At 53.1% G+C, this 23,545-nt stretch carries 23 protein-coding genes, 2 rRNA genes and 2 other annotated features; all 25 genes read right to left on the bottom strand.

Annotation, left to right across the window (positions count from 1 at the left end; all coding sequences use genetic code 11):
- Window positions 1-227 precede the first annotated feature (227 nt).
- Window positions 228-830, bottom strand: coding sequence for a class I SAM-dependent methyltransferase (locus GC56T2_RS00615; RefSeq protein WP_033842686.1), 603 nt, complete (start codon window positions 828-830; stop codon window positions 228-230).
- A 111-nt stretch (window positions 831-941) separates the two neighbouring features.
- Complete coding sequence (rplL, locus tag GC56T2_RS00610) at window positions 942-1,310, bottom strand: 50S ribosomal protein L7/L12 (protein WP_033008641.1); 369 nt, start codon at window positions 1,308-1,310, stop codon at window positions 942-944.
- A 53-nt stretch (window positions 1,311-1,363) separates the two neighbouring features.
- Window positions 1,364-1,864 (bottom strand): 50S ribosomal protein L10, encoded by a 501-nt coding sequence (rplJ, locus tag GC56T2_RS00605; RefSeq protein ID WP_033021021.1) that lies wholly within the window; start codon window positions 1,862-1,864, stop codon window positions 1,364-1,366.
- 51 nt (window positions 1,865-1,915) lie between these two features.
- Window positions 1,916-2,074: a sequence feature (ribosomal protein L10 leader region), on the bottom strand.
- A 47-nt stretch (window positions 2,075-2,121) separates the two neighbouring features.
- The gene (rplA, locus tag GC56T2_RS00600; RefSeq protein WP_033021026.1) at window positions 2,122-2,823 is read right to left on the bottom strand and encodes a 50S ribosomal protein L1; all 702 of its coding nucleotides are present in this window, start codon (window positions 2,821-2,823) and stop codon (window positions 2,122-2,124) included.
- 163 nt (window positions 2,824-2,986) lie between these two features.
- A complete protein-coding gene (gene rplK, locus GC56T2_RS00595) occupies window positions 2,987-3,412 on the bottom strand; it encodes a 50S ribosomal protein L11 (RefSeq protein WP_033842689.1) in 426 nt (141 codons plus the stop codon).
- A 238-nt stretch (window positions 3,413-3,650) separates the two neighbouring features.
- Entirely contained in the window at window positions 3,651-4,184 is a 534-nt protein-coding gene (nusG, locus tag GC56T2_RS00590; RefSeq protein ID WP_033842691.1) for a transcription termination/antitermination protein NusG, read from the bottom strand.
- A gap of 111 nt (window positions 4,185-4,295) precedes the next feature.
- Window positions 4,296-4,478, bottom strand: coding sequence for a preprotein translocase subunit SecE (gene secE, locus GC56T2_RS00585; RefSeq protein ID WP_033021039.1), 183 nt, complete (start codon window positions 4,476-4,478; stop codon window positions 4,296-4,298).
- Between the two features lie 36 nt (window positions 4,479-4,514).
- Window positions 4,515-4,646, bottom strand: a complete 132-nt coding sequence (locus tag GC56T2_RS17950; RefSeq protein WP_255515980.1) for a hypothetical protein — start codon at window positions 4,644-4,646, stop codon at window positions 4,515-4,517.
- 71 nt (window positions 4,647-4,717) lie between these two features.
- Window positions 4,718-5,368, bottom strand: coding sequence for an RNA polymerase sporulation sigma factor SigH (sigH, locus tag GC56T2_RS00580; RefSeq protein WP_144972358.1), 651 nt, complete (start codon window positions 5,366-5,368; stop codon window positions 4,718-4,720).
- 69 nt (window positions 5,369-5,437) lie between these two features.
- Window positions 5,438-5,950 (bottom strand): NYN domain-containing protein, encoded by a 513-nt coding sequence (locus tag GC56T2_RS00575; protein WP_144972356.1) that lies wholly within the window; start codon window positions 5,948-5,950, stop codon window positions 5,438-5,440.
- A 3-nt stretch (window positions 5,951-5,953) separates the two neighbouring features.
- Window positions 5,954-6,691, bottom strand: a complete 738-nt coding sequence (rlmB, locus tag GC56T2_RS00570; protein ID WP_033021045.1) for a 23S rRNA (guanosine(2251)-2'-O)-methyltransferase RlmB — start codon at window positions 6,689-6,691, stop codon at window positions 5,954-5,956.
- Entirely contained in the window at window positions 6,691-7,113 is a 423-nt protein-coding gene (locus tag GC56T2_RS00565) for a Mini-ribonuclease 3 (protein WP_144972354.1), read from the bottom strand. The genes rlmB and GC56T2_RS00565 overlap by 1 nt, the downstream gene beginning before the upstream one ends.
- 3 nt (window positions 7,114-7,116) lie before the next feature.
- Entirely contained in the window at window positions 7,117-8,520 is a 1,404-nt protein-coding gene (gene cysS, locus GC56T2_RS00560; RefSeq protein ID WP_144972352.1) for a cysteine--tRNA ligase, read from the bottom strand.
- Window positions 8,498-9,172, bottom strand: coding sequence for a serine O-acetyltransferase (cysE, locus tag GC56T2_RS00555; RefSeq protein ID WP_144972350.1), 675 nt, complete (start codon window positions 9,170-9,172; stop codon window positions 8,498-8,500). Before cysE ends, cysS begins: the two co-directional genes overlap by 23 nt.
- A 192-nt stretch (window positions 9,173-9,364) precedes the next feature.
- Window positions 9,365-9,598: a binding site (T-box leader), on the bottom strand.
- A 71-nt stretch (window positions 9,599-9,669) separates the two neighbouring features.
- Window positions 9,670-11,142: a glutamate--tRNA ligase gene (gltX, locus tag GC56T2_RS00550; protein ID WP_144972348.1), complete on the bottom strand. Its 1,473-nt coding sequence runs from the start codon at window positions 11,140-11,142 to the stop codon at window positions 9,670-9,672.
- Window positions 11,143-11,368: 226 nt separating this feature from the next.
- Entirely contained in the window at window positions 11,369-11,851 is a 483-nt protein-coding gene (gene ispF / locus GC56T2_RS00545) for a 2-C-methyl-D-erythritol 2,4-cyclodiphosphate synthase (RefSeq protein WP_144972346.1), read from the bottom strand.
- Between the two features lie 15 nt (window positions 11,852-11,866).
- Complete coding sequence (ispD, locus tag GC56T2_RS00540) at window positions 11,867-12,553, bottom strand: 2-C-methyl-D-erythritol 4-phosphate cytidylyltransferase (RefSeq protein WP_144972344.1); 687 nt, start codon at window positions 12,551-12,553, stop codon at window positions 11,867-11,869.
- 20 nt (window positions 12,554-12,573) lie between these two features.
- Window positions 12,574-13,668 carry a PIN/TRAM domain-containing protein gene (locus GC56T2_RS00535; RefSeq protein WP_144972342.1) on the bottom strand — a complete coding sequence of 365 codons (1,095 nt, stop codon included), beginning with the start codon at window positions 13,666-13,668 and terminating at the stop codon, window positions 12,574-12,576.
- Window positions 13,669-13,862: 194 nt separating this feature from the next.
- Window positions 13,863-15,233, bottom strand: a complete 1,371-nt coding sequence (radA, locus tag GC56T2_RS00530; RefSeq protein WP_144972340.1) for a DNA repair protein RadA — start codon at window positions 15,231-15,233, stop codon at window positions 13,863-13,865.
- Between the two features lie 79 nt (window positions 15,234-15,312).
- On the bottom strand, window positions 15,313-17,748 hold the full coding sequence (gene clpC / locus GC56T2_RS00525) for an ATP-dependent protease ATP-binding subunit ClpC (protein ID WP_033021066.1): 2,436 nt from the start codon (window positions 17,746-17,748) through the stop codon (window positions 15,313-15,315).
- Complete coding sequence (gene mcsB, locus GC56T2_RS00520; RefSeq protein ID WP_061912144.1) at window positions 17,745-18,836, bottom strand: protein-arginine kinase McsB; 1,092 nt, start codon at window positions 18,834-18,836, stop codon at window positions 17,745-17,747. The genes clpC and mcsB overlap by 4 nt, the downstream gene beginning before the upstream one ends.
- A gap of 4 nt (window positions 18,837-18,840) precedes the next feature.
- Window positions 18,841-19,389: a protein-arginine kinase activator protein McsA gene (gene mcsA / locus GC56T2_RS00515; RefSeq protein WP_144972339.1), complete on the bottom strand. Its 549-nt coding sequence runs from the start codon at window positions 19,387-19,389 to the stop codon at window positions 18,841-18,843.
- Window positions 19,390-19,404: 15 nt separating this feature from the next.
- Window positions 19,405-19,866 carry a CtsR family transcriptional regulator gene (locus tag GC56T2_RS00510; protein ID WP_033021074.1) on the bottom strand — a complete coding sequence of 154 codons (462 nt, stop codon included), beginning with the start codon at window positions 19,864-19,866 and terminating at the stop codon, window positions 19,405-19,407.
- A gap of 239 nt (window positions 19,867-20,105) precedes the next feature.
- Window positions 20,106-20,222: ribosomal RNA gene (gene rrf / locus GC56T2_RS00505) — 5S ribosomal RNA — on the bottom strand.
- Between the two features lie 343 nt (window positions 20,223-20,565).
- Window positions 20,566-23,494: ribosomal RNA gene (locus GC56T2_RS00500) — 23S ribosomal RNA — on the bottom strand.
- Window positions 23,495-23,545: the final 51 nt, after the last annotated feature.

The following is a 23,545-nucleotide window of genomic DNA, read 5'->3' as shown; positions in this document are numbered from 1 at the left end:
CACCACCGTTTCGGGAAAGGGGATTTCAACACGCTCCCGGTGCGAGGAAACCAGGCGTTGAATGGGGAAAAAAAGAAAATGGTTTCTATTGCAATAGAAAACCATATGGTTCATTGCTTATGGATTTTATCATTTTTTCCATTGCACACAAAATTATACGTCTCCCCTTTACACGGGAAATGTGCCTATTTAGCATTTTATAATGCTACCACAATCAAAAAACGGTGTCAACATTTTTTCGCCTTTATGATATAATATCCTTTTTTCTTGGCGACGACTTCTACAACGGGAAACCATTCGTTCAGCTTTTGCAAAGCGGAAGGGGCGCCTTGTTTTTTTTGGATGACCACCCATAGCTCGCCCTGATCAAGCAGATGATCGCGGCTTTGTTCAAAAATCGCGTACACGACCCGCTTGCCGGCCCGGATCGGCGGATTGGTGATAATGGCCGCAAACCGCTGTTCACCGACTGCGGAAAACAGATCGCTTTGGTAAACGACCGCATTGGCAATCGCGTTCGCTCGCCTGTTTGTCTCCGCCAGCTCGAGCGCCCGTTCGTTGATGTCAATCATATGAACACGCCGATCCGGAAACGATCGAGCCAAGGCCAGCCCGATCGGCCCGTATCCACAGCCGACATCCAACCAATCCCCCGCCACTTCAGGCTCTTCGAACGTTTCGATTAACAAGCGGGTACCAAAGTCCACGTCGCGTTTCGAAAACACTCCGCTGTCCGTCGTGAAGCGGAATTCATGTCCTCGCAGCACGTACGTCCACGTTTGCGGATTTCGCTCCGACGCTGGACGGACCGAGTAATAATGCTCACTCACGATCGTTCCCTCCTTTTTTGCTGACAGATTGCACCGCCTTCATCACATAGTGTAACAAAAAAGAGACCGACCCTTGCTTCGGGCCAGCCTCTTTTTTCAGCGGCGCAGCCATTACTTGACTTCGACTTTCGCGCCAACTTCTTCGAGTTTTGCTTTAATTTCTTCAGCTTCTTCTTTGGAGACAGCTTCTTTGATCGGTTTCGGCGTGTTGTCAACCAAGTCTTTCGCTTCTTTCAAGCCAAGGCCAGTAAGTTCGCGAACGACTTTGATGACCTTGATTTTTTGCGCACCAGCGTCAGCGAGAATGACATCGAATTCGGTTTTCTCAGCCGCCGCTTCAGCGCCAGCCGCTGCGCCGCCCGCTACAACAACCGGAGCCGCAGCCGTTACGCCAAATTCTTCTTCAATCGCTTTAACAAGTTCGTTTAATTCCAATACCGTCATGTTTTTCACTGCTTCAATGATTTGTTCTTTCGTCATCGTGACTTCCTCCTTTTTTGATCATGATCGTTTACGCATATCCGAGCGCGCTGTTACGCGCCTTGCTCTTCTTGCTTGTCAGCCACCGCTTTAACCGCAAGCGCCAAGTTGCGGATCGGGGCTTGAAGGACGCTAAGCAGCATCGAAAGCAAGCCTTCGCGGGACGGGAGTTTGGCCAAGGCGTCGATTTCTTCTTTGCTGGCGACGTTTCCTTCAATGACACCGCCCTTGATTTCCAACGCCTCGTGCGTTTTAGCAAATTCGCTTAAAATTTTCGCCGGCGCCACGACATCTTCATTGCTGAAGGCAATGGCGTTCGGACCCGTAAACACTTCATCCAATCCTTCCAAGCCGACTTCCGCGAGCGCCCGGCGGGTTAACGTGTTTTTGTACACTTTGAACTCAATGCCCGCCTCACGCAGCTGTTTACGCAGCTCAGTCATTTCCGCCACGTTCAAGCCGCGGTAGTCGACGATGACCGTCGCCTTGCTGGCCCGGAATTTATCCGCGATTTCAGCGACGACCTGTTTTTTCAGTTCAATCGCGCTCGACACGTTCTGCACCTCCTGTGAAAAGAATCGAAGAATACCACTTATACCGCTTGGGCGTTCAACAAAAAACCTCCATGCCGCGTAGACATGGAGGTATCGTTCAGCGCACCGAACGGAAAACAGACGGCGCGCTGTTCTATCGTCCACATACCTCGGTAGGAAATTAAGCCGCAAACGGGCACCTACTGTCTACGGTACAAATGATATTCATTTGCTCAGCCAAATGGCATTTTAGCAGATGGGCAAGCAAAAGTCAACGGTTATTGCGCGACAGCTACCGTCGACGGATCGACCTTGATGCCAGGGCCCATCGTTGACGTAATCGTGACGTTTTTCACGTACGTCCCTTTCGCCGCCGCCGGCTTCGCTTTCAAAATCGCTTCGTAAACAGCGGCGAAGTTTTCAGCCAGCTTCTCGTTGTCAAACGACACTTTGCCGATTGGAACATGGATGTTCCCTGCTTTATCAACGCGGTACTCCACTTTCCCGGCCTTGATTTCTTGCACCGCTTTCGCGACGTCAAACGTGACGGTTCCGGTTTTCGGGTTTGGCATCAAGCCTTTCGGGCCTAAGATGCGGCCGAGTTTCCCGACTTCGCCCATCATGTCCGGCGTAGCAACGACGACGTCAAAGTCAAACCAGCCTTGCTGGATTTTGTTGATATATTCGGTATCGCCGACATAGTCAGCGCCAGCGGCTTCCGCTTCTTTCGCTTTTTCCCCTTTCGCGAATACCAACACGCGCGCGACTTTCCCTGTGCCATGCGGCAGGACGACAGCGCCGCGGATTTGCTGGTCCGCTTTTTTCGGGTCAACGCCCAAACGGAACGCGACTTCGACCGTGGCGTCAAACTTCGCTACGTTCGTTTTTTTTACGAGCTCGATCGCTTCGGCAATCGGGTACGCTTTAAAGCGATCAACAAGCTTCAATGCTTCCAAGTATTTTTTTCCTCTTTTTGGCATATAAAACATCCTCCTCGGTTGTGGTTGTAGCGGAAAAAACCTCCCACACGAAACGCTCTTCACCTTGCGAAGAAAGTGAAGAAAGGCGCGGCAGGCAAGTGTCATTCATGGAGAAAGAGGTTGCCACCTGATGCAACCTCTCCTCCCGAGCCGCGCGACAGCATTAGTCTTCAATCACGATGCCCATGCTGCGGGCCGTGCCTTCGACCATGCGCATGGCGGCTTCAATGCTCGCCGCGTTCAAATCCGGCATTTTCAGCTCGGCGATCTCACGCACTTTGTCGCGTTTGATCGTCGCCACTTTGTTGCGGTTCGGTTCGCCGGAGCCCGATTCAATGCCAGCCGCTTTTTTCAGCAATACAGCGGCAGGCGGCGTTTTCGTGATGAATGTAAACGAACGGTCTTCAAAAACCGTAATTTCAACCGGAATGATCAACCCTGCTTGATCAGCCGTGCGAGCATTAAACTCTTTGCAAAACGCCATAATATTGACACCGGCTTGACCGAGCGCAGGACCTACTGGCGGCGCCGGATTCGCTTTTCCTGCAGGAATTTGCAATTTGACGACCTTGATGACTTTTTTCGCCACGAGACACACCTCCTTACGTCCGTGATGTGGTATTAGGGATTGCCCCTCCCACTCATTCGGCTCCCCATCTTATGAGCCGTTTCGATATCTCCCGTTTCCGTTGAGAGGATCAGCAGAATAACAACAGGCTCCCTTATACGCGCCGGTATAAGTTCATTGCTTGATGTCTCCGGTTCAGAGACATACTGACTTTAAAATAGTATCACTTTTCCCTAGTAATTGCAAGTTCTTTATCCAGCTAGATTTTTTCAATTTGGGAAAACTCGAGCTCCATCCGCGTTTCGCGCCCAAACATATCGATCAACAGTTTCACTTTATGCTTGTCTGGGTCAATAGCTTCAATTTTCCCGACAAAGTTCGCAAACGGCCCTTCTTTGATGCGGACCGTTTCGTTCACTTCGTAGTCGACGTCCACCTCAGCGAGCGGCATGCCCATCCGCTTCAAAATTAGTTTGACTTCTTCCTCCATCAGCGGCGTCGGTTTTGAGCCGGCTCCGCTTGAACCGACAAATCCGGTCACCCCCGGCGTATTGCGCACTACATACCATGAGTCGTCCGTCATGACCATTTCAACAAGCACATAGCCAGGAAACACTTTTTTCTTGGTCGTTTTTCGTTTTCCGTTTTTCACGTCGGTCTCGGTCTCTTCCGGAACGATGACGCGAAAAATTTTATCTTGCATCCCCATCGATTCAACACGCTTTTCCAAATTCGCCTTCACTTTGTTTTCGTATCCCGAATAGGTATGGACGACATACCAGTTTTTCTCCATCAGCGAGCCTCCCTCGGGCGGTTTTTATCCCATTTTTGCGCAAAACAAAAACCCGTTGCCGGGTTCCATGCTCGTGCGATTATCTTTCATTATAGCATATCATTCGCCTGCTTATTCAGACAAAAGACGAATGAGTTCGGAAATGCCGAGGTCGACAACGGCAAAAAAGACGGTGAAAAACACCACCGTAGCCAACACGATCGCCGTATAGTTCACCAATTCCTTCCGGTTGGGCCAGCTTACTTTTTTTAGCTCGCGCACAACTTCACGCAAAAAATTTGTTATCCGCTGCATCACTCGTACCTCCACGATCGCTCCAAACTGTCTCCATCACCGGTTTGATTTGGCGATGGACCGCACGCTTGCCGCATCTTGGTCAGCACCAGGCGCGCGCCGATCGTCTGCGCGGCAACGGCGCTGTTCGACGTTCCAACGTTCCGCCTGTTTCAGCCAGATGTCCATAAAAATTTATCATACTGTCCATTCCGCTGTCAATGTCATGTTTTTCTCCTTGTCGCTGCCCGACACGCCACCTACAAATGAACTTCACGATATTCTAAGTATTTTTCCAGCTTCCGCTTGACGCGCTGCAACGCGTTATCAATCGACTTGACATGGCGGTTCAATTCTTCGGAAATTTCTTGGTACGAGCGCCCATCCAAATATAACGCGAGCACTTTCCGCTCGAGGTCGCTTAACAGCTCAGCCATCTTCAACTCAATGTCCCCTACTTCCTCACGGTTGACGATCAGCTGCTCCGGATCGGTCGCCTGCGTGCCGGACAGCACGTCCATCAGCGTGCGGTCCGATTCATCATCATAAATCGGTTTGTCCAAAGACACATATGAATTGAGCGGAATATGCTTTTGGCGGGTCGCCGTTTTAATGGCGGTGATCATTTGCCTGGTGATGCAAAGTTCTGCAAACGCTTTAAACGAAGAAAGCTTGTCCCCCTTGAAATCGCGGACGGCCTTATACAGGCCGATCATCCCTTCCTGCACGATATCCTCCCGGTCGGCGCCGACCAAAAAATAGGAGCGGGCCTTAGCGCGCACAAAATTTTGGTACTTATGGATCAAAAAATCGAGCGCTTCCCCATCCCCCTCGTGAACAAGCGCAACAAGCTGTTCGTCATCAAGGTGGCGATAATCCTTGATTTTATGTACGTTGACGCATTCCCCCACGCTGATCCCCCCGACCGCATAACTCGCTATTAGTTATTATACAGGACAAATTTTTACAGCGTCAACCGCTCATTTTTGCCCTCTTCGCCATTTTTCGAAGATTTCGGCAACTTGCTCACTGAGCGGCATTTTCGAGGTTGGGGTGTGCTGTTTGATATCGCTCAGTTTTTTGGAAATGTCCCGCTCGACCGATTCGACCTCATATAACAGCTCGCGGGCCGATTTGCGCAAGGCCCCTTGGCTGAACACCGTCCACTGCTCGGTGTAGTCGGAGGTAGCGACGTACACTTTCGTGCGCGCGTTCATCAATGTTTTTGCCAACCGTTCAATCCGCTCATCGGCCGTCTCATGCTCTTTTGTAAAAATGACGTCAATATCATAATGCTTATATTTTTTTTCATTGCCTTGCACGAGGTGGGCGTCAAACACAATGACGACATGATCGCCGGTGAATCCTTTATAATCGGCCAGTTTCGCAATTAACAAATCCCTTGCCGCTGCCAGATCGCCCTCTTCTTTCAACCGCCGGAGCGCCGGCCATGCCCCGATCATGTTATAGCCGTCGACAATCAAAATGTTCATCGGCTATTCCCCTAACGGATACCGCTTCCGGTACACCTCGTACATGAGCAGGCTGGCGGCGACAGAGGCGTTGAGCGAGGTGACGTGCCCGCGCATCGGCAGCCGGACCAAAAAATCGCATTTTTCCAGCACCAAACGGCTGATCCCTTTCCCTTCGCTGCCGATCACGAGCGCCAGCGGCATCGTGCCATCGAGCGAACGGTAGTCATCTTTGGCAGCCGCATCGGTGCCGGCGATCCAGACGCCGCGCTCTTTCAGCTCGTCCATCGTCCGCGCCAAGTTTGTGACACGCGCGACCGGAACGTGCTCAATCGCCCCGGTCGAAGCCTTGGCCACCGTTGGGGTCAGCCCGACCGAACGCCGCTTCGGAATGATGAGGCCATGCGCCCCGACGGCGTCAGCGGTGCGCATGATCGCCCCTAAATTGTGCGGGTCCTCAAGCTCGTCCAAGATGAGAAAAAACGGCGCTTCGCCCCGCTCGGCGGCGCGAGCGAACAAGTCATCGATTTCATAGTAGCGGTAGGCCGCCGCCTGGGCGATCACCCCTTGATGGGCCCCTTCCGCCATTTGGTCCAGCTTGCGTTTCGGGACGTATTGAACGAGCACGCCCCGCCGTTTCGCCCATTCAAGCACAGGTTCGACGGTATGGCGCTGCGCCCCTTCAGCGATCCAAATTTTATTGATGTCACGCCCCGCTTTGAGCGCTTCAATGACCGGATTTTTACCGATAATGTAGTCCATCATTCCAACGCCCTTTCTTCCCTTTCAATAATGGCAAAGGAACGGCTGATCAATTCCATAATCCGTGCTTCGTTATTCACTAAAAAATGATACCCAATCAGCGCTTCAAAGGCCGTGCTGTGCCGATACGTTTGCACATCCGTGTTTTTCGGGATCGTGCCGGATTTGGCGTTGCGGCCGCGGCGAACAATCTCTTTTTCCTCATCGGTCAGCACGCCTTCGTCAAGCAGCGCGAAAATGACTTTCGCTTGCGCCCCCGCCGACACATAGCGAACCGCCCGCCGGTGCAGCTCATGCGGCCGAACGTTCCCAGCTGCGAGCAAATGGCGGCGCACGTACACCTCATAGACCGCATCGCCGATGTAAGCGAGCGCCAAACCGTTTAACTGCCCTGCATTCTCGACTGTCTCAAACGGCATCATCGCTTACGATCCTCGTTTCCATCTCGTTCCTTGCGGCGTGTCTTCCAAAATGATGTTTTTGGCTCTCAGTTCGTCGCGAATGCGGTCAGCCAAGGCAAAATCGCGATTTTTCCGCGCTTCATTGCGTTTTTGGATCAACGCCTCGATTTCCTCATCAAGCAACTCATCCTGTTTCAAAGTAAGCCCCAGTACGCCCGCCAGCTGCTCGAACTCGCGCAAAAACGCGGCAATGACCTTCTCGGATGTCGTTTTTTCCTGCAAGTACAAGTTGGCCTGTTTCGCCAATTCAAACAATACCGCAATGCCGTTTGCGGTGTTGAAATCGTCGTCCATTTCACGGATGAACGAGGCGCGGATGTCAGCAAGGCGCGACAGCCATTCCTCATCATTGTCCGTCAAGTTCGTGCTTGCCTGCAGGCGATGCTGCAAATTGCCGTACGCCGTCTTCAGGCGCTCGAGCCCGCGCCGCGCACTCTCAAGCAGCTCTTCGCTGTAGTTGATCGGATGGCGGTAATGCACCGACAGCATGAAAAAGCGCAGCACTTGCGGGTCGATCTGCCGGACGATATCGTGAACGAGCACGAAATTGCCAAGCGACTTCGACATTTTTTCGTTGTTAATATTTAAATACCCATTGTGCAGCCAATATTTCGCGAACGGTTTGCCGGTCAGCGCCTCCGACTGGGCGATTTCGTTTTCATGGTGCGGAAACGTCAAATCTTGGCCGCCGGCGTGGATATCGATCGTATCGCCCAAATATTTGCGCGCCATCGCCGAGCATTCGATATGCCAACCGGGCCGCCCTTTCCCCCATGGGCTGTCCCATGAAATCTCTCCTTCTTTCGCCGCTTTCCAAAGGGCAAAATCAAGCGGATCGTCCTTTTTCTCGCCAACTTCAATGCGCGCCCCCGCTTGCAGCTCATCGATCGATTGATGGGACAGCTTGCCGTATTCGCGGAACTTGCGCGTCCGGTAATACACATCGCCTTCGACTTCGTAGGCATATCCTTTGTCAATGAGCGCCTGAATGAATTCGATAATCGTATCGATGTTTTCGGTCACGCGCGGATGGATGTCCGCTTTTTTGCAGCCGAGTGCTTGAATGTCCTCAAAATACGCCTCAATGAACCGCTCGGCGATCGCCGGGACGCTCTCGCCGAGCTCGCGAGCCGCTTTGATCAGCTTGTCGTCAACATCGGTAAAGTTCGATACATACGTCACATCATAGCCGCGGAACTCCAAATAACGGCGGATCGTGTCAAAAACGATGGCGGCCCGCGCATTGCCGATATGAATATAGTTATACACCGTCGGGCCGCACACATACATTTTCACCTTGTTCGGCTCCAACGGCTCAAACGGTTCTTTTTTTCGTGTCAGCGTATTATAAAGCCGTATGCTGCTCATACTCGTTCTTCCTTTCCTGTCGTTTCAATGCCTCAAGCTCGCTTTTCAGCCGAGCGATTTCCTCTTCAAGCTCCCGGAACCGGTCGGCGATCGGATCGGGCAGGTCGGTATGGTTTAAATCTTTCTTCACCCTTACCCCGTCGCGCACGACGACGCGGCCCGGAATGCCGACGACGGTTGAATTGGGCGGCACGTCTTTTAACACGACCGAGCCGGCGCCGATTTTCGAGTTTTCCCCGATCGTAATCGATCCGAGCACTTTCGCGCCGGCAGCGATCAAACAGTTATCTTTAATCGTCGGATGGCGCTTCCCTTTTTCTTTTCCTGTCCCACCTAATGTAACCCCTTGATAGACCGTGACATTGTCGCCGATTTCGCACGTCTCGCCGATCACCACGCCCATGCCGTGATCGATGAAAAAGCGGCGGCCGATTTTCGCGCCCGGATGGATTTCAATGCCGGTGAAAAAGCGGCTGATTTGTGAAATCAAGCGGGCAAGAAAATAAAATTTCCGCTTGTAAAGCGCGTGGGCGATCCGGTGCGCCCAGATGGCATGAAGGCCGGAATACGTTAAAATGACTTCCAAATAGCTTCTCGCCGCCGGGTCTTGTTCAAAAATGACTTCAATGTCCTCTTTCAATGTTTTAAACATGACATCCTCCCTCCACTTCTAAGAGACCGGTGATTTAAGGGGACAAGTCGCTTATCAAGCCCGTTTCTCAAATAGATAAGCCTTGTCGCATCAGGATCGCCTTTCAAGCGTTCCCCCATTGCTCAAGAGAAACAACCGTTTTCCACCAGCCTCCTAAGCTGTCTCGAATAAAAAACGTCTCTGTGCCGAAGACACAGAGACGCTGTTGGCGCGGTTCCACTCTGTTTAGCGAAACGGGGGCGCTTCGCTCACTCGAGTCCGATAACGGAGATGCTCCGCTCCCCTCTACTGCAGAACGTCTCTGTTCCGGTTCGAAAGGAGGCTCCGAGGCGCATTTCGGATGGCACCGCACATAAGCCGCTCCCAGCCAAGACGGCTCTCTCTGGAATGCCGATGCCTCCTACTTTTCCTCGTCAACGCTTTGTCATGATGAACTTGTTCCACCAAAAACTTTGTATTATTATATCACATTTACCGCCTGAACGTGCAAAGCGGAGTTAAAATTTTTGCTGCAGCGCCCGCTCCAGCCGCTCGATTACTTTTTGTTTGCCGAGCAGCTGAATGGCAAACGGCAGCTCCGGCCCGTGCGTTTGTCCGGTCACTGCGGCGCGGATCGGCATGAACAGCTTTTTCCCTTTTTGTCCGGTCGATTTTTGCACCGCTTTGATCGCTGCTTTAATCTCATCGGCCGTAAACGGTTCAAGCTCCCGCACGTTCGCTAAAAAGGCAGACAGCACTTCCGGCACCTGCTCCTCGGCCAGCACTTGACGCGCTTCCTCTTCATAGTCGACCTCTTCCTTGAAGAACAGCTCGGACAGCGGAACAATCTCCGCCCCGTAGCTCATTTGCTCTTGGTACAAGGCGATCAAATCGCGCGCCCATTGCCGCTGCTCCTCCGTCATATCCGCCGGCAGGCGCCCGGCTTTCACTAAATGCGGCAAAGCGAGATCAACAAGCCGATCGAGATCGAGCTGTTTCATGTATTGGTTGTTCATCCAGGCCAGCTTTTTCGTATCAAACATCGACGGCGATTTCGACAGCCGAGAGACGTCAAACAAGCGGATCAATTCGTCTTTCGTAAAAATTTCTTCTTCCCCTTCCGGCGACCAACCAAGCAGCGCGAAAAAGTTGAACATCGCTTCTGGCAAATAGCCGAGCTCTTTGTATTGCGAAACGAACTGAATGATCGATTCATCGCGCTTCGACAGCTTTTTCCGCTGCTCGTTGACAATCAGCGTCAAATGGGCGAACTGCGGCGGCTCCCAGCCGAAATAGTCATATACCATGAGCTGCTTCGGCGTATTGGACAAATGTTCCTCGCCGCGGAACACATGGCTGATCTCCATCAAATGGTCATCAATGACGACCGCAAAGTTGTACGTCGGAATACCGTTCGCTTTAACGATCACCCAGTCACCGCCGACATCCTTGGACGCAAACGTCACTTTTCCGCGCACTAAGTCGTCAAACTCATACGTTTTTCCTTCCGGCACCTTGAGGCGAATGGTATATGGCTTTCCTTGTGCTTCCAGCTCCGCCGTTTGCTCCGGGGTCAAATGCCGGCATTTGCCGCTGTATTGCGGAGCGGCGATGCCGGCGGCCCGCTGTTCCTCGCGTTCCCGTTCAAGCTCCTCCGGCGTGCAAAAACATTTGTACGCATGGCCTTGCTCAAGCAATTCATTCACATATCTCCGATAAATATCGAGCCGCTCCGTCTGCCGGTACGGACCGTAGCCGCCGTCTTTGTCGACCGACTCATCATAGTCGATGCCAAGCCATTGTAAGTTTTCAAGCTGCGACTGTTCGCCGCCTTCAATGTTCCGTTCAAGATCCGTATCCTCGATGCGGACGATCATTTTTCCACCGTGGTGGCGGGCAAACAAATAATTAAACAACGCTGTTCGCGCCCCGCCGATATGCAAATGGCCGGTCGGGCTCGGCGCATAGCGCACGCGCACCTCTTTTGCCATCGTCCAACCCCTCCACTTCCATCAAAACTTGTGCTATTATTGTACCGTTTATCGCGGCAATGTTCAAAACGGACGGCTCGCCTCATCAGCGCTGTGCCGCCGGACGCCGGCCTCTTCCGCTCGACGCCTTCACGCCCCAGCGGAAAAACACGAGGCCGGAACGCTTCCGGATCCGTCATGCCGCCGCTTCCTAAGCGGTCATCATACGGCATCGCACACCCTAATATTACGCCCCGCTCTTTTGCAGCAATACGACCGCCTGGGCAGCAATGCCTTCTTCGCGCCCAGTGAATCCCAGTTTTTCTGTCGTCGTCGCCTTCACATTCACTTGCAAACGCTCGGCTTCGAGCAGCCGGGCGATCATCGTCTTCATGTCCTCGATGTACGGTGCCATCTTCGGCTTTTGTGCGATAATGGTGCAGTCTGCATTAACTAGCGTATACCCTTCTTGCCGGACGAGCGCCCATACGTGCGCGAGCAACTCGGTTGAGTCAGCATCTTTATAGCGCGGGTCCGTATCGGGAAAATGCCGTCCAATATCGCCAGCGCCAATCGCGCCGAGGCACGCATCGGCCACCGCGTGCAACAGCACATCGGCATCAGAATGACCGAGCAACCCTTTCTCATATGGGATATGGACACCACCGATGATAAGCGGGCGCCCTTCCACGAGCTGATGAACGTCAAACCCTTGTCCAATGCGAAACATGTCTTTTCCCCCATTCTACTCGACAAGACGGCTTGCTAAAATCGCTTCGGCAAACAGCAAATCGTCCGGCGTTGTCAACTTAATGTTCTGATAGTCTCCCTCCAAAAGCCTCACCGGCTTGCCGAGCCGTTCGATGAGGCTGGCATCATCCGTGCCTAGGTAACCATCCCGTTTCGCCGCCTCGTGCGCCTCCATGATCAAAGACAGACGAAAAGCTTGTGGCGTTTGCACCGCCCACAAGCTGGAACGATCGATCGTTTCCTCAACAAACAAGCCGTTCGCTTTTTTAATCGTGTCTTTCACCCGCACGGCTGGAATGGCCGCCCCGTCTTGAACCGCGGCATCGGCCAGCTCATGCAACTGCCGGACGCGAATAAACGGGCGAGCGCCGTCATGGATGAGGACGATCCCCTCTCCCTTGAGCGCCTGCAGCCCGTTATACACGCTATGCTGCCGCTCCTGTCCGCCGTTGGCCAGCGCTGTGACTTTACGGATGCGATAACGTTCAAGCAGTTGCGCCAACCGCTGTCGTTCAGCCGGGTTGACGACGAGCACAATGCCGGCGCACCGCTCATCGCCGTCAAACACTTTCAATGTCCGAACGATGAGCGGTTCGCCGCCAAGTTCAAGAAATTGCTTGTTCATGCCGGCGTTCATCCGCTTTCCTTGTCCGGCCGCCAACACGATCGCTTCATACTTCATTGGACGTTTCCCCTATTCTTCTAAAGCGCTTTTTGCAACAGTTTTAGCTTGGCAAAAATCATTCTCCCCGCAGATGTTTGTAACACGCTAGTCACCAAAACGTCAACCCGTTTGCCGATATATTCTTTGCCATCTTCCACAACGATCATTGTCCCATCGTCCAAATAGGCGACACCTTGGTTATGCTCTTTGCCGTCTTTGATGACGTGCACGTTCAGCTCTTCCCCCGGCAGCACGACCGGTTTGACCGCGTTCGCCAAGTCGTTGATGTTTAAGACGCGCACGTTTTGCAGCTCACATACTTTGTTTAAGTTGAAATCGTTCGTCACAACGACCCCTTGCAGCTGCTTAGCCAACTTGACAAGCTTGCTGTCGACTTCTTGGACATCATTAAAATCCGCTTCGTGAATTTCTACTTTCATGGCCATTTCTTTTTGAATGCGGTTCAAAATGTCCAAGCCGCGGCGGCCGCGGTTCCGCTTCAGCACGTCGGACGAATCGGCGATATGCTGCAATTCTTCGAGGACAAATCGCGGGATGACAAGCGGTCCTTCCAAAAAGCCGGTTTGACAAATGTCCGCAATCCGCCCATCGATGATGACGCTCGTGTCCAAAATTTTGACGGCGCCGCCTTTTGACGGTTCGTTCTCAACCTCTGCGCTTTTTTTCTTTGTCATGCGGTTGGAAAGCGAAAATAAATTCATTAGCTCATTCCGTTTCTTCCAACCAACGCGAAACCCTAAATAGCCGAGCAAAATGGTCAAAAAAACCGGCAGCACTGTATTGAGCACTTCAATGCGAAACGACTGCAACGGCATGACAATGAAAAACGCGATAATGAGACCAAAAATCAACCCAAGGCTGCCAAACAGCACATCAACGGCTGGCGCTTTCACCAATGTTTCCTCAACCCATCGGATCATATCGACGACATAATCCACAAGCCAAAACGTCAGCAAAAAGAACAGAACGGCCCCCAAGAGCGCCAACAAATATGAATGATGAAGAAGCGGCAGGCCGCTTACATTTAACAGCCGAAACAAATCGGGCAGAAACATGGCGCCTAACGTTCCGCCTACGGCAAGAAAAAACAATTGCACAATCCGTTTCACCATCGGCCCATTTTCACCTCCTATTTAACATTATAAACAGTTTCCCATGTTTGAAACCAATTGGAAGATCATTTTTCACTATTTTTGAACATTCGACATCAACTTGTAACAATAGAAGTGCCGATGATGCCGCGGCAGTTTGCGCCCATGATTTTCTTACGTTGATGGAAGCAAAAAGGGTTCACGTTTCGCCCGCTTTATAACATCGTATGCTCGAGCGCCTCAGCGACATGTGATACGCCGATTACTTGGATGCCGTCGGGGGGCTGCCAGCCCGTGATATTGTTTTTTGGCACAATGACGCGCGAAAACCCTAGTTTGGCCGCCTCTTGCACCCGTTGTTCAATGCGCGAAACACGGCGCACCTCGCCGGTCAAGCCAACCTCGCCGATGATCACATCGGCCGGATGGGTCGGCCGGTCGCGAAAACTTGAGGCGATGCTGACGGCGACCGCCAAGTCAATGGCCGGTTCGTCAAGCTTTACCCCGCCCGCTACCTTCAAGTAGGCGTCTTGGTTTTGCAACAGCAGCCCGACCCGCTTTTCAAGCACCGCCATCAGCAGCGAAACGCGGTTGTGATCGAGGCCGGTCGCCATTCGCCTTGGGTTGCCAAAACTCGTCGGCGAAACGAGCGCCTGAATTTCAACGAGCACCGGGCGCGTCCCTTCCATGGCCGCGACGACCGTTGAGCCCGCCGCTCCGCGCGACCGCTCTTCCAAAAACACTTCCGACGGGTTTTCCACCTCTCGCAGCCCGATGTCGCGCATTTCAAAAATGCCGATTTCATTCGTCGAACCGAAACGGTTTTTCACCGCCCGCAAAATGCGGTACGTATGATGCTGCTCCCCTTCAAAATAAAGAACCGTATCAACCATATGTTCAAGCAAGCGCGGCCCGGCGATCGCCCCTTCTTTCGTCACATGGCCGACAATGAAAATGGCGATGCCTTTCGTTTTGGCGATTTTCATCAGCTCGGCCGTACATTCGCGCACTTGGGCGACGCTGCCCGGGGCTGACGTAATATCGGTCCGGTACACCGTCTGAATGGAATCGATGATCACACAGGCAGGCTGAATCGTTTCCACCGCTGTTACAATATATTCCATATTCGCTTCGGCTAACACATATAGTTCATTTGATTCGGCGTGGAGGCGCCCGGCGCGCAGCTTCACCTGCTTCACTGATTCCTCCCCGGATATATACAACACCTTGTGGCGGGCCGTGGCGAGCTGGGCTGACGTCTGCAGCAGCAACGTCGATTTGCCAATCCCAGGGTCACCGCCGATCAAGACGAGCGAACCTTTGACGATCCCGCCGCCGAGCACGCGATCGAGTTCCGCGCTGTTCGTTCGGATGCGCGGCTCTTGCGTAGCTGTAACCGCCGTAATCGGAACCGGTTGGGCCGAACTGGACGGTTCAGTGTGAAGAAACGCGCCGCGCCCAGAAACCGCCCGCTCGATTTCCTCCACAAACGAATTCCACGTTTGGCATCCTGGACAGCGGCCGAGCCATTTGGCCGACTCATAGCCGCACTCTTGACAAACAAACTTCGTTTTCTTTTTGACCATTTCTACAAACCCCTTCTATCGCCGGATCGGCAAGATGAGAAAAAAGGTATGGGCAGCAAACTGCCGCATACCCCTTCCCTTACACAACCGCCTGTTTCGCCAGCACGACAAACTCCCCGTCTTTGACATCAACGACGACTGTCTGCCCTTTGGCGATCGTGCCTTTTAGCAACTCTTCCGACAACCGATCTTCGATATGCTTTTGCAAGGCGCGGCGCAATGGGCGAGCGCCGTATTCCGGATCAAACCCTTCAGCGGCAATTTTCTCAATGGCCGCCTCGGTCAACTCTAGGTCAATATCCTGTTCCTTCAGGCGCTTCACGAGCGTATCGGCCATCAGGCGGACAATTTGTTTCAAATGTTCTTTTTCAAGCGAATGGAAGACGATAATTTCGTCGATCCGGTTTAAAAACTCTGGACGGAACGCCTTTTTCAGTTCGTCCATCACCTTGCTTTTCATGTCTTTATACTGCTGATGCTGATCTTGAATGTTAAATCCGACGTATTTGTTCCGCTTCAGCGCATCGGCGCCAACGTTCGACGTCATAATGATGATCGTGTTGCGGAAGTCGACCGTCCGTCCTTTCGAGTCAGTCAAGCGCCCGTCTTCCAGCACCTGCAGCAAAATATTGAACACATCCGGATGCGCCTTTTCCATCTCATCGAGCAAAATGACGGAGTACGGCTTGCGGCGCACTTTTTCTGTCAGCTGGCCGCCTTCTTCGTAGCCGACATACCCCGGCGGTGAACCGATGAGCCGCGATGTTGAGTGTTTTTCCATATACTCCGACATGTCGATGCGGATCAGGGCGTCTTCATCGCCAAACATCGCTTCTGCTAAGGCGCGAGCCAATTCCGTTTTCCCAACACCGGTCGGGCCGAGGAAAATAAACGAACCGATCGGGCGTTTCGGATCTTTCAGACCGGCGCGGGCGCGGCGCACCGCTTTCGCCACCGCTTTCACTGCCTCATCTTGGCCGACGACGCGGGCATGCAAAATCTCCTCAAGCTTGAGCAATCGTTCTGTTTCCGTTTCGGCCAGTTTCGATACCGGGATGCCGGTCCAGCTTGACACAACCGCAGCGATATCCTCCACAGTGACTTCGGAGTTTTCTTGCCCTTGTTTTTCCTTCCACGCCCGTTTCGTCTCTTCCAACTCTTCGCGCAGCCGTTGTTCCATATCGCGCAGCGAAGCCGCCTTTTCAAACTCTTGGCTTTGCACGGCTGCATCTTTTTCCTTCCGCACTTCCTCGAGCTTTTGCTCGAGCTCTTTCAGCTTCGGCGGCGCTGTAAACGAACGGAGGCGCACTTTCGAGCAAGCTTCGTCGATCAAGTCAATCGCCTTATCGGGCAGGAAACGGTCGGTAATGTAACGATCAGACAGCTTCACCGCTTGCTCAATCGCTTCATCGGAAATGGAAACACGATGGTGCGCCTCATAGCGGTCGCGCAGCCCTTTTAAAATTTGGATCGATTCTTCAACAGTCGGTTCATCGACATAAATCGGCTGGAAACGACGTTCAAGGGCAGCATCTTTCTCGATGTACTTCCGATATTCATCAAGCGTCGTCGCTCCGATGCATTGCAATTCTCCGCGCGCCAACGCCGGTTTTAAAATATTCGACGCGTCGATGGCTCCTTCCGCCCCGCCGGCGCCGATCAGCGTATGCAGTTCATCGATGAACAGAATGATGTTGCCCGCCTGCCGGATTTCATCCATCACCTTTTTCAAACGGTCTTCGAACTCGCCACGGTATTTCGTTCCGGCGACAACCGTTCCCATATCGAGCGTCATCACCCGTTTGTCGCGCAGCGTTTCCGGCACCTCGTTATTGACGATTTGCTGCGCCAGCCCTTCAGCGATCGCGGTTTTCCCGACACCCGGCTCCCCGATCAGCACCGGGTTGTTTTTCGTCCGTCTGCTTAATACTTCAATGACGCGCTGAATCTCTTTGCTCCGGCCAATAACCGGATCAAGGCGACCTTCGCGAGCGATCGCCGTCAGGTCGCGAGCGAGGCTGTCAAGCGTTGGCGTGCTCACATGTGAGGCCCCTCCGCCTCCATGGCCTGAGATCGATTCGTTGCTGCCGAGCAGCTGCAGCACTTGTTGGCGCGCTTTGTTCAAGCTGACGCCCAAGTTGTTCAGCACACGGGCCGCTACCCCTTCCCCTTCACGGATGAGCCCGAGCAAAATATGTTCCGTGCCGACATAGGAATGGCCAAGCTTCCGCGCTTCATCCATCGACAGCTCAATGACTTTTTTCGCCCGCGGCGTATAATGAATCGTGTGCGACGCTTCATTGCCACGGCCGATGAGCGATTCGACTTCTTTTTGAATTTTTTCAGGGCCTAGTCCGAGCGCCATGAGCGCTTTGGCTGCAATTCCTTCCCCTTCACGAATCAATCCGAGCAAAATATGTTCGGTCCCGATATTGTTATGGCCAAGGCGAATGGCTTCTTCTTGCGCCAGCGCCAGCACCTTTTGTGCCCGTTCCGTAAATCTGCCAAACATCATCGTTCATCACCCTCCATCTTTCTTCTTTCTTCCATTTTTAGACGTTCTCGAATCAGCGCTGCACGACGGACGTCACGTTCTTCCGGGCGGAGCGCCCCACCGGCGTACTGTTGCAAAAATCCTGGCTGCGTCAAAATCATCAGCTCATTTAAAATGTTGCGCGAGATGTTTTGGATATATCCTAAATCAATGCCAAGACGCACATCGGACAAACATTGCGCCGCCTCTTTTGATTCGATGACGCGGCAGTTGGCCAATATGCCGTATGAACGGAACACTTTATCTTCTAATTGTATGCCCAAAGTTTTGACTAATGCCTGGCGCGCCGCTCGTTCTTGGGCGATCAGCTGCTGGACGATCGTATGCAAATCAGCGACAATATCTTCCTCCGATTTGCCGAGTGTGATCTGGTTGGAAATTTGGAAAATGTTCCCCAACGCCTCGCTCCCTTCGCCGTATGTCCCGCGAACGACAAGACCGAGTTGATTGATCGCCGGAACAATGCGGCTCATTTGCTGCGTCAAGACAAGCGCCGGAAGATGCATCATTACCGAAGCCCGCAACCCCGTCCCCACATTGGTGGGACAGCTTGTCAAATAGCCAAGCCGTTCATCGAAGGCGTAGTTGACATGTCCTTCAATCCAATCGTCCAATTCGCTCGCCGCTTCCAGCGCCTCAGCAAGCTGCAGACCGGGGAACAGGCATTGGATGCGAATATGATCCTCTTCGTTAATCATGATGCTGATTTCTTCGTTCTCCGAGAGCAGGCAGGCGCCAAACGGCGAATCTTCCGCCAAATGGGGACTGATCAAATGTTTTTCCACCAAAACCCTCTTTTCAATTGGCTGAAGCTCCGACATTTTCAACAGCTCGAAACGCCCCGCCTCCCTATAAGAGCGGTGCGCAAACGCCCGCTCGAACAGCGAGACGATTTGTCTTGCCTCCTCGCTGCTGAACAGCGTCGGAAAACGAAAATCAACGATATTGCGCGCCAGCCGGATGCGGCTGCTTAAGACGATATCCGAATCCGGTCCCTCTTGACTCATCCACGAACTGACCGCAGTATTGAAAAATTTCTCAAACGACATGCCGTTACATATCCCCCTCTCCGCGCTGGCGAAGTTCATTTTCCAACGAGCGGATTTGGTCACGCACCTCTGCCGCTCGCTCAAATTCCTCGCGGGCGATCAATTCCTGAAGCTTTTGTTTCAGAGCGGCAAGCTGCTTGCGCAAATGAAGCACGCCCCCTTTTCGCTTCGGAATTTTCCCTGAATGGGCCGTATTGCCGCTATGAAGCCTTTTCAAGATCGGCGGCAAGTAACGGGCAAATGTTCGATAACAATCCGCACAGCCGAATCGCCCAATTTGTGTAAACTGATGATAGGTCATCTGGCATGTCTGGCACTGCAGCAAATCCGGGTTTGGAAACGCGTTCGCCGTCATCTCCTTCACCGGGGCCTCGAAGTTGAGTAAACCCGCCAACAAGTTGTTGAGTGGAAAATCGTCATGGCCATATAACATAAACATATGGCCGTGCTCCCTAGCGCATTGCTCGCAAAGATGAAACTCCGTTTTTTCTCCGTTGACGATTTTCGTAAAATGCATCGTAGCCGGCCGTTGCTTGCATTCTTGGCAAACCAAAGACTTCCCCTCCCCCTATTTATATTTCAGCGACGTCAACATCGCCTTCAGCATGCGCGCTCGCAGTTCATCCCGTTCAGGCAGGTCAATGTATAAAACGGAGCGATCCATGACACTTAACATCATTTTTGCCTCGCGCTCCGAAATCACGTTTTCATCAACGAGACGTTTCACCATATTCTCAGCATTCGACTGGCTGATGCGAGAACCAATGAGCTCAAGCAGCTGATCAATGAGCTGCGCCTCACTTTTTGTCTTTACCTTCATAATCCGAATATACCCGCCGCCGCCGCGTTTGCTTTCAACAATATATCCTCTTTCCAAGGTAAACCTTGTGTTGATGACATAATTGATTTGTGACGGAACGCATTGAAACTTACTAGCGATTTCACTTCGCTTAATTTCTACAATATCTTGATCACTCATATTGAGAACTTGCTTTAAATATTGCTCAATAATGTCGGAAATGTTTGGCACTCTACCTCCCACCTTCCTTACAACCGAACTGCTCAGACGATCAAATCCATCCGTTGACTTTGACTATATTTGACCTTACTTTTACTATATAATGTATGGCGAAAAAATGCAAGCGTTACTGAAAAACAGCGGGCATCTATAGAATATCCTCTTTTTCCAATGGCAAAACGTCAAAAAAAACAGATAAACAAAAAGCACGCCTTTTCTCCGAAAAGAAAAGGCGTGCTAAAAGATCTACTGCCTAGCAGCGACCTACTCTTGCAGGGGCGCTGGCCCCAACTACCATCGGCGCTGGAGGGCTTAACTTCCGTGTTCGGGATGGGAACGGGTGTTTCCCCTCCGCTATCACCACTAGGCAAGCGATTCCGTTTTTCATCAATCATTATACCAGAAAATTAATTCCTGTCAAGAAGGAACTCATTCCTTCAAAACTAGATAACCGTCGGAAGAAGCCGCGTGTCGTACTGTCTAGCTCCGGCCGCCATCGGCTCGCGACGCTTCGGTCCTGCTGTGGTGGCATAGCCTCCTCGCAGGCCCTCCAGCGCGTTTCGCCGATAAGCGGGCGGCCTCCGCTTTTCGCACTGTCTAGCTCCGGCTCGCCGCCGCTCGGGGTCAAATCACCTTCTCCTTCGGGGTGCAAGCACCCCTGCGGGCGAAGAACATTTGCCCGTCGCGGCGAACCGCTCGCCTGCGCTTTTCTAGGTTAAGCCCTCGATCGATTAGTATCCGTCAGCTTCACGTGTCGCCACGCTTCCACCTCGGACCTATCAACCTCGTCATCTTCGAGGGATCTTACTCGCCTAACGCGATGGGAAATCTCATCTTGAGGGGGGCTTCACGCTTAGATGCTTTCAGCGCTTATCCCGTCCGCACATAGCTACCCAGCGGTGCCCCTGGCGGGACAACTGGTACACCAGCGGTGCGTCCATCCCGGTCCTCTCGTACTAAGGACAGCTCCTCGCAAATTTCCTACGCCCGCGACGGATAGGGACCGAACTGTCTCACGACGTTCTGAACCCAGCTCGCGTACCGCTTTAATGGGCGAACAGCCCAACCCTTGGGACCGACTACAGCCCCAGGATGCGATGAGCCGACATCGAGGTGCCAAACCTCCCCGTCGATGTGGACTCTTGGGGGAGATCAGCCTGTTATCCCCGGGGTAGCTTTTATCCGTTGAGCGATGGCCCTTCCATGCGGAACCACCGGATCACTAAGCCCGACTTTCGTCCCTGCTCGACCTGTCCGTCTCGCAGTCAAGCTCCCTTGTGCCTTTGCACTCTCCGAATGATTTCCAACCATTCTGAGGGAACCTTTGGGCGCCTCCGTTACCTTTTGGGAGGCGACCGCCCCAGTCAAACTGCCCACCTGACACTGTCTCCCACCCCGCTAAGGGGTGCGGGTTAGAATTTCAATACCGCCAGGGTGGTATCCCACCGGCGCCTCCACCGAAACTGGCGCTCCGGCTTCTTAGGCTCCCACCTATCCTGTACAAGCGATACCAAAATTCCATATCAGGCTGCAGTAAAGCTCCACGGGGTCTTTCCGTCCTGTCGCGGGAAACCTGCATCTTCACAGGTAGTATAATTTCACCGGGTCTCTCGTTGAGACAGCGCCCAAGTCGTTACACCTTTCGTGCGGGTCGGAACTTACCCGACAAGGAATTTCGCTACCTTAGGACCGTTATAGTTACGGCCGCCGTTTACTGGGGCTTCGGTTCGCACCTTCGCTTCCGCTAAGCGCTCCCCTTAACCTTCCAGCACCGGGCAGGTGTCAGCCCCTATACGTCGCCTTTCGGCTTCGCAGAGACCTGTGTTTTTGATAAACAGTCGCTTGGGCCTTTTCACTGCGGCTCTTCCAGGCTCTTCACCCGAAAGAGCACCCCTTCTCCCGAAGTTACGGGGTCATTTTGCCGAGTTCCTTAACGAGAGTTCTCCCGCGCGCCTTAGGATTCTCTCCTCGCCTACCTGTGTCGGTTTGCGGTACGGGCACCTCTTCCCTCGCTAGAGGCTTTTCTTGGCAGTGTGAAATCGGGGACTTCCGGATCAATCCGTCGCCATCACAGCTTGGCCTTCCGGCCAGCGGATTTGCCTACTGGCCAGCCTCACTGCTTGGACAGGCTCTTCCAGCCGCCTGCTCGCCCTATCCTCCTGCGTCCCCCCATCGCTCAAACGGGAAGGAGGTGGTACAGGAATCTCGACCTGTTGCCCATCACCTACGCCTTTCGGCCTCGGCTTAGGTCCCGACTAACCCTGAGCGGACGAACCTTCCTCAGGAACCCTTAGGCTTTCGGCGCAGAGGATTCTCACCTCTGTTTTCGCTACTCATACCGGCATTCTCACTTCTAAGCGCTCCACCAGTCCTTCCGGTCTGGCTTCTCTGCCCTTAGAACGCTCCCCTACCGATGACCAACGGTCATCCCGCAGCTTCGGCGGCACGTTTAGCCCCGGTACATTTTCGGCGCAGAGTCACTCGACCAGTGAGCTATTACGCACTCTTTAAATGGTGGCTGCTTCTAAGCCAACATCCTGGTTGTCTTCGCAACTCCACATCCTTTTCCACTGAACGTGCACTTGGGGGCCTTAGCTGGCGATCTGGGCTGTTTCCCTCTCGACCACGGATCTTATCACTCGCAGTCTGACTCCCGGGCATAAGTCGTTGGCATTCGGAGTTTGACTGGGTTCGGTAACCCGATGAGGGCCCCTAGCCCAATCAGTGCTCTACCTCCAAGACTCTTACACCCGAGGCTAGCCCTAAAGCTATTTCGGGGAGAACCAGCTATCTCCAAGTTCGATTGGCATTTCACCCCTACCCACACCTCATCCCCGCACTTTTCAACGTGCGTGGGTTCGGGCCTCCAGCCGGTGTTACCCGGCCTTCACCCTGGACATGGGTAGATCACCTGGTTTCGGGTCGACGACGACGTACTCCTGCGCCCTGTTCAGACTCGCTTTCGCTGCGGCTCCGCCTCTCCGGCTTAACCTCGCACGCCATCGTCACTCGCCGGTTCATTCTACAAAAGGCACGCCATCACCCATGAACGGGCTCTGACTACTTGTAGGCACACGGTTTCAGGTTCTCTTTCACTCCCCTTCCGGGGTGCTTTTCACCTTTCCCTCACGGTACTGGTTCGCTATCGGTCACTAGGGAGTATTTAGCCTTGGGAGATGGTCCTCCCTGCTTCCGACGGGATTCCTCGTGTCCCGCCGTACTCAGGAGCCGCTCGGGAGGGAACGAAGTTTCGACTACAGGGCTCTCACCTTCTCTGGCCGGCCGTTCCAGACCGGTTCGTCTACCCCGTTCCTTTCTCACTCCCATAGTGAGCGGTCCTACAACCCCAAGAGGCACGCCTCTTGGTTTGGGCTGTTCCCGTTTCGCTCGCCGCTACTCAGGGAATCGCGTTTGCTTTCTTCTCCTCCGGGTACTAAGATGTTTCAGTTCCCCGGGTGTGCCCTCCATGCCCTATGGATTCAGGCATGGATACTGCCCCATTACGGACAGTGGGTTCCCCCATTCGGACATCTCCGGATCCACGCTTGCTTACAGCTCCCCGGAGCGTTTCGGCGTTTGCCCCGTCCTTCATCGGCTCCTAGTGCCAAGGCATCCACCGTGCGCCCTTTCTAGCTTAACCTACAGCGTCTCGGCTTCTTCCTTTTGTGTATCGGTTATCTAGTTTTCAAGG

This window comes from Geobacillus sp. C56-T2 (assembly GCF_007829715.1).
Classification (GTDB): Bacteria; Bacillota; Bacilli; order Bacillales; family Anoxybacillaceae; genus Geobacillus; species Geobacillus icigianus.
The sequence above is the reverse complement of the archived record's forward strand: the minus strand, read 5'-3'. Positions and strand labels throughout refer to the sequence as shown.

Excerpts from the sequence above, each read along its gene's own strand:
- rplL (WP_033008641.1), bottom strand. The coding sequence starts at position 1,310 with ATGACGAAAGAACAAATCATTGAAGCAGTGAAAAACATGACGGTATTG.
- rplA (WP_033021026.1), bottom strand. The coding sequence starts at position 2,823 with ATGCCAAAAAGAGGAAAAAAATACTTGGAAGCATTGAAGCTTGTTGAT.
- nusG (WP_033842691.1), bottom strand. The coding sequence starts at position 4,184 with ATGGAGAAAAACTGGTATGTCGTCCATACCTATTCGGGATACGAAAAC.
- secE (WP_033021039.1), bottom strand. The coding sequence starts at position 4,478 with ATGCAGCGGATAACAAATTTTTTGCGTGAAGTTGTGCGCGAGCTAAAA.
- GC56T2_RS17950 (WP_255515980.1), bottom strand. The coding sequence starts at position 4,646 with ATGGACATCTGGCTGAAACAGGCGGAACGTTGGAACGTCGAACAGCGC.
- GC56T2_RS00575 (WP_144972356.1), bottom strand. The coding sequence starts at position 5,950 with ATGAACATTTTGATTGTCGACGGCTATAACATGATCGGGGCATGGCCG.
- rlmB (WP_033021045.1), bottom strand. The coding sequence starts at position 6,691 with ATGGACTACATTATCGGTAAAAATCCGGTCATTGAAGCGCTCAAAGCG.
- GC56T2_RS00565 (WP_144972354.1), bottom strand. The coding sequence starts at position 7,113 with ATGATGCCGTTTGAGACAGTCGAGAATGCAGGGCAGTTAAACGGTTTG.
- cysS (WP_144972352.1), bottom strand. The coding sequence starts at position 8,520 with ATGAGCAGCATACGGCTTTATAATACGCTGACACGAAAAAAAGAACCG.
- cysE (WP_144972350.1), bottom strand. The coding sequence starts at position 9,172 with ATGTTTAAAACATTGAAAGAGGACATTGAAGTCATTTTTGAACAAGAC.
- gltX (WP_144972348.1), bottom strand. The coding sequence starts at position 11,142 with ATGGCAAAAGAGGTGCGCGTGCGCTATGCGCCGAGCCCGACCGGCCAT.
- ispF (WP_144972346.1), bottom strand. The coding sequence starts at position 11,851 with ATGTTTCGCATTGGACAAGGGTTTGACGTTCATCAGCTCGTGGAAGGG.
- ispD (WP_144972344.1), bottom strand. The coding sequence starts at position 12,553 with ATGAAGTATGAAGCGATCGTGTTGGCGGCCGGACAAGGAAAGCGGATG.
- GC56T2_RS00535 (WP_144972342.1), bottom strand. The coding sequence starts at position 13,668 with ATGGTGAAACGGATTGTGCAATTGTTTTTTCTTGCCGTAGGCGGAACG.
- radA (WP_144972340.1), bottom strand. The coding sequence starts at position 15,233 with ATGGTCAAAAAGAAAACGAAGTTTGTTTGTCAAGAGTGCGGCTATGAG.
- clpC (WP_033021066.1), bottom strand. The coding sequence starts at position 17,748 with ATGATGTTTGGCAGATTTACGGAACGGGCACAAAAGGTGCTGGCGCTG.
- mcsB (WP_061912144.1), bottom strand. The coding sequence starts at position 18,836 with ATGTCGTTTGAGAAATTTTTCAATACTGCGGTCAGTTCGTGGATGAGT.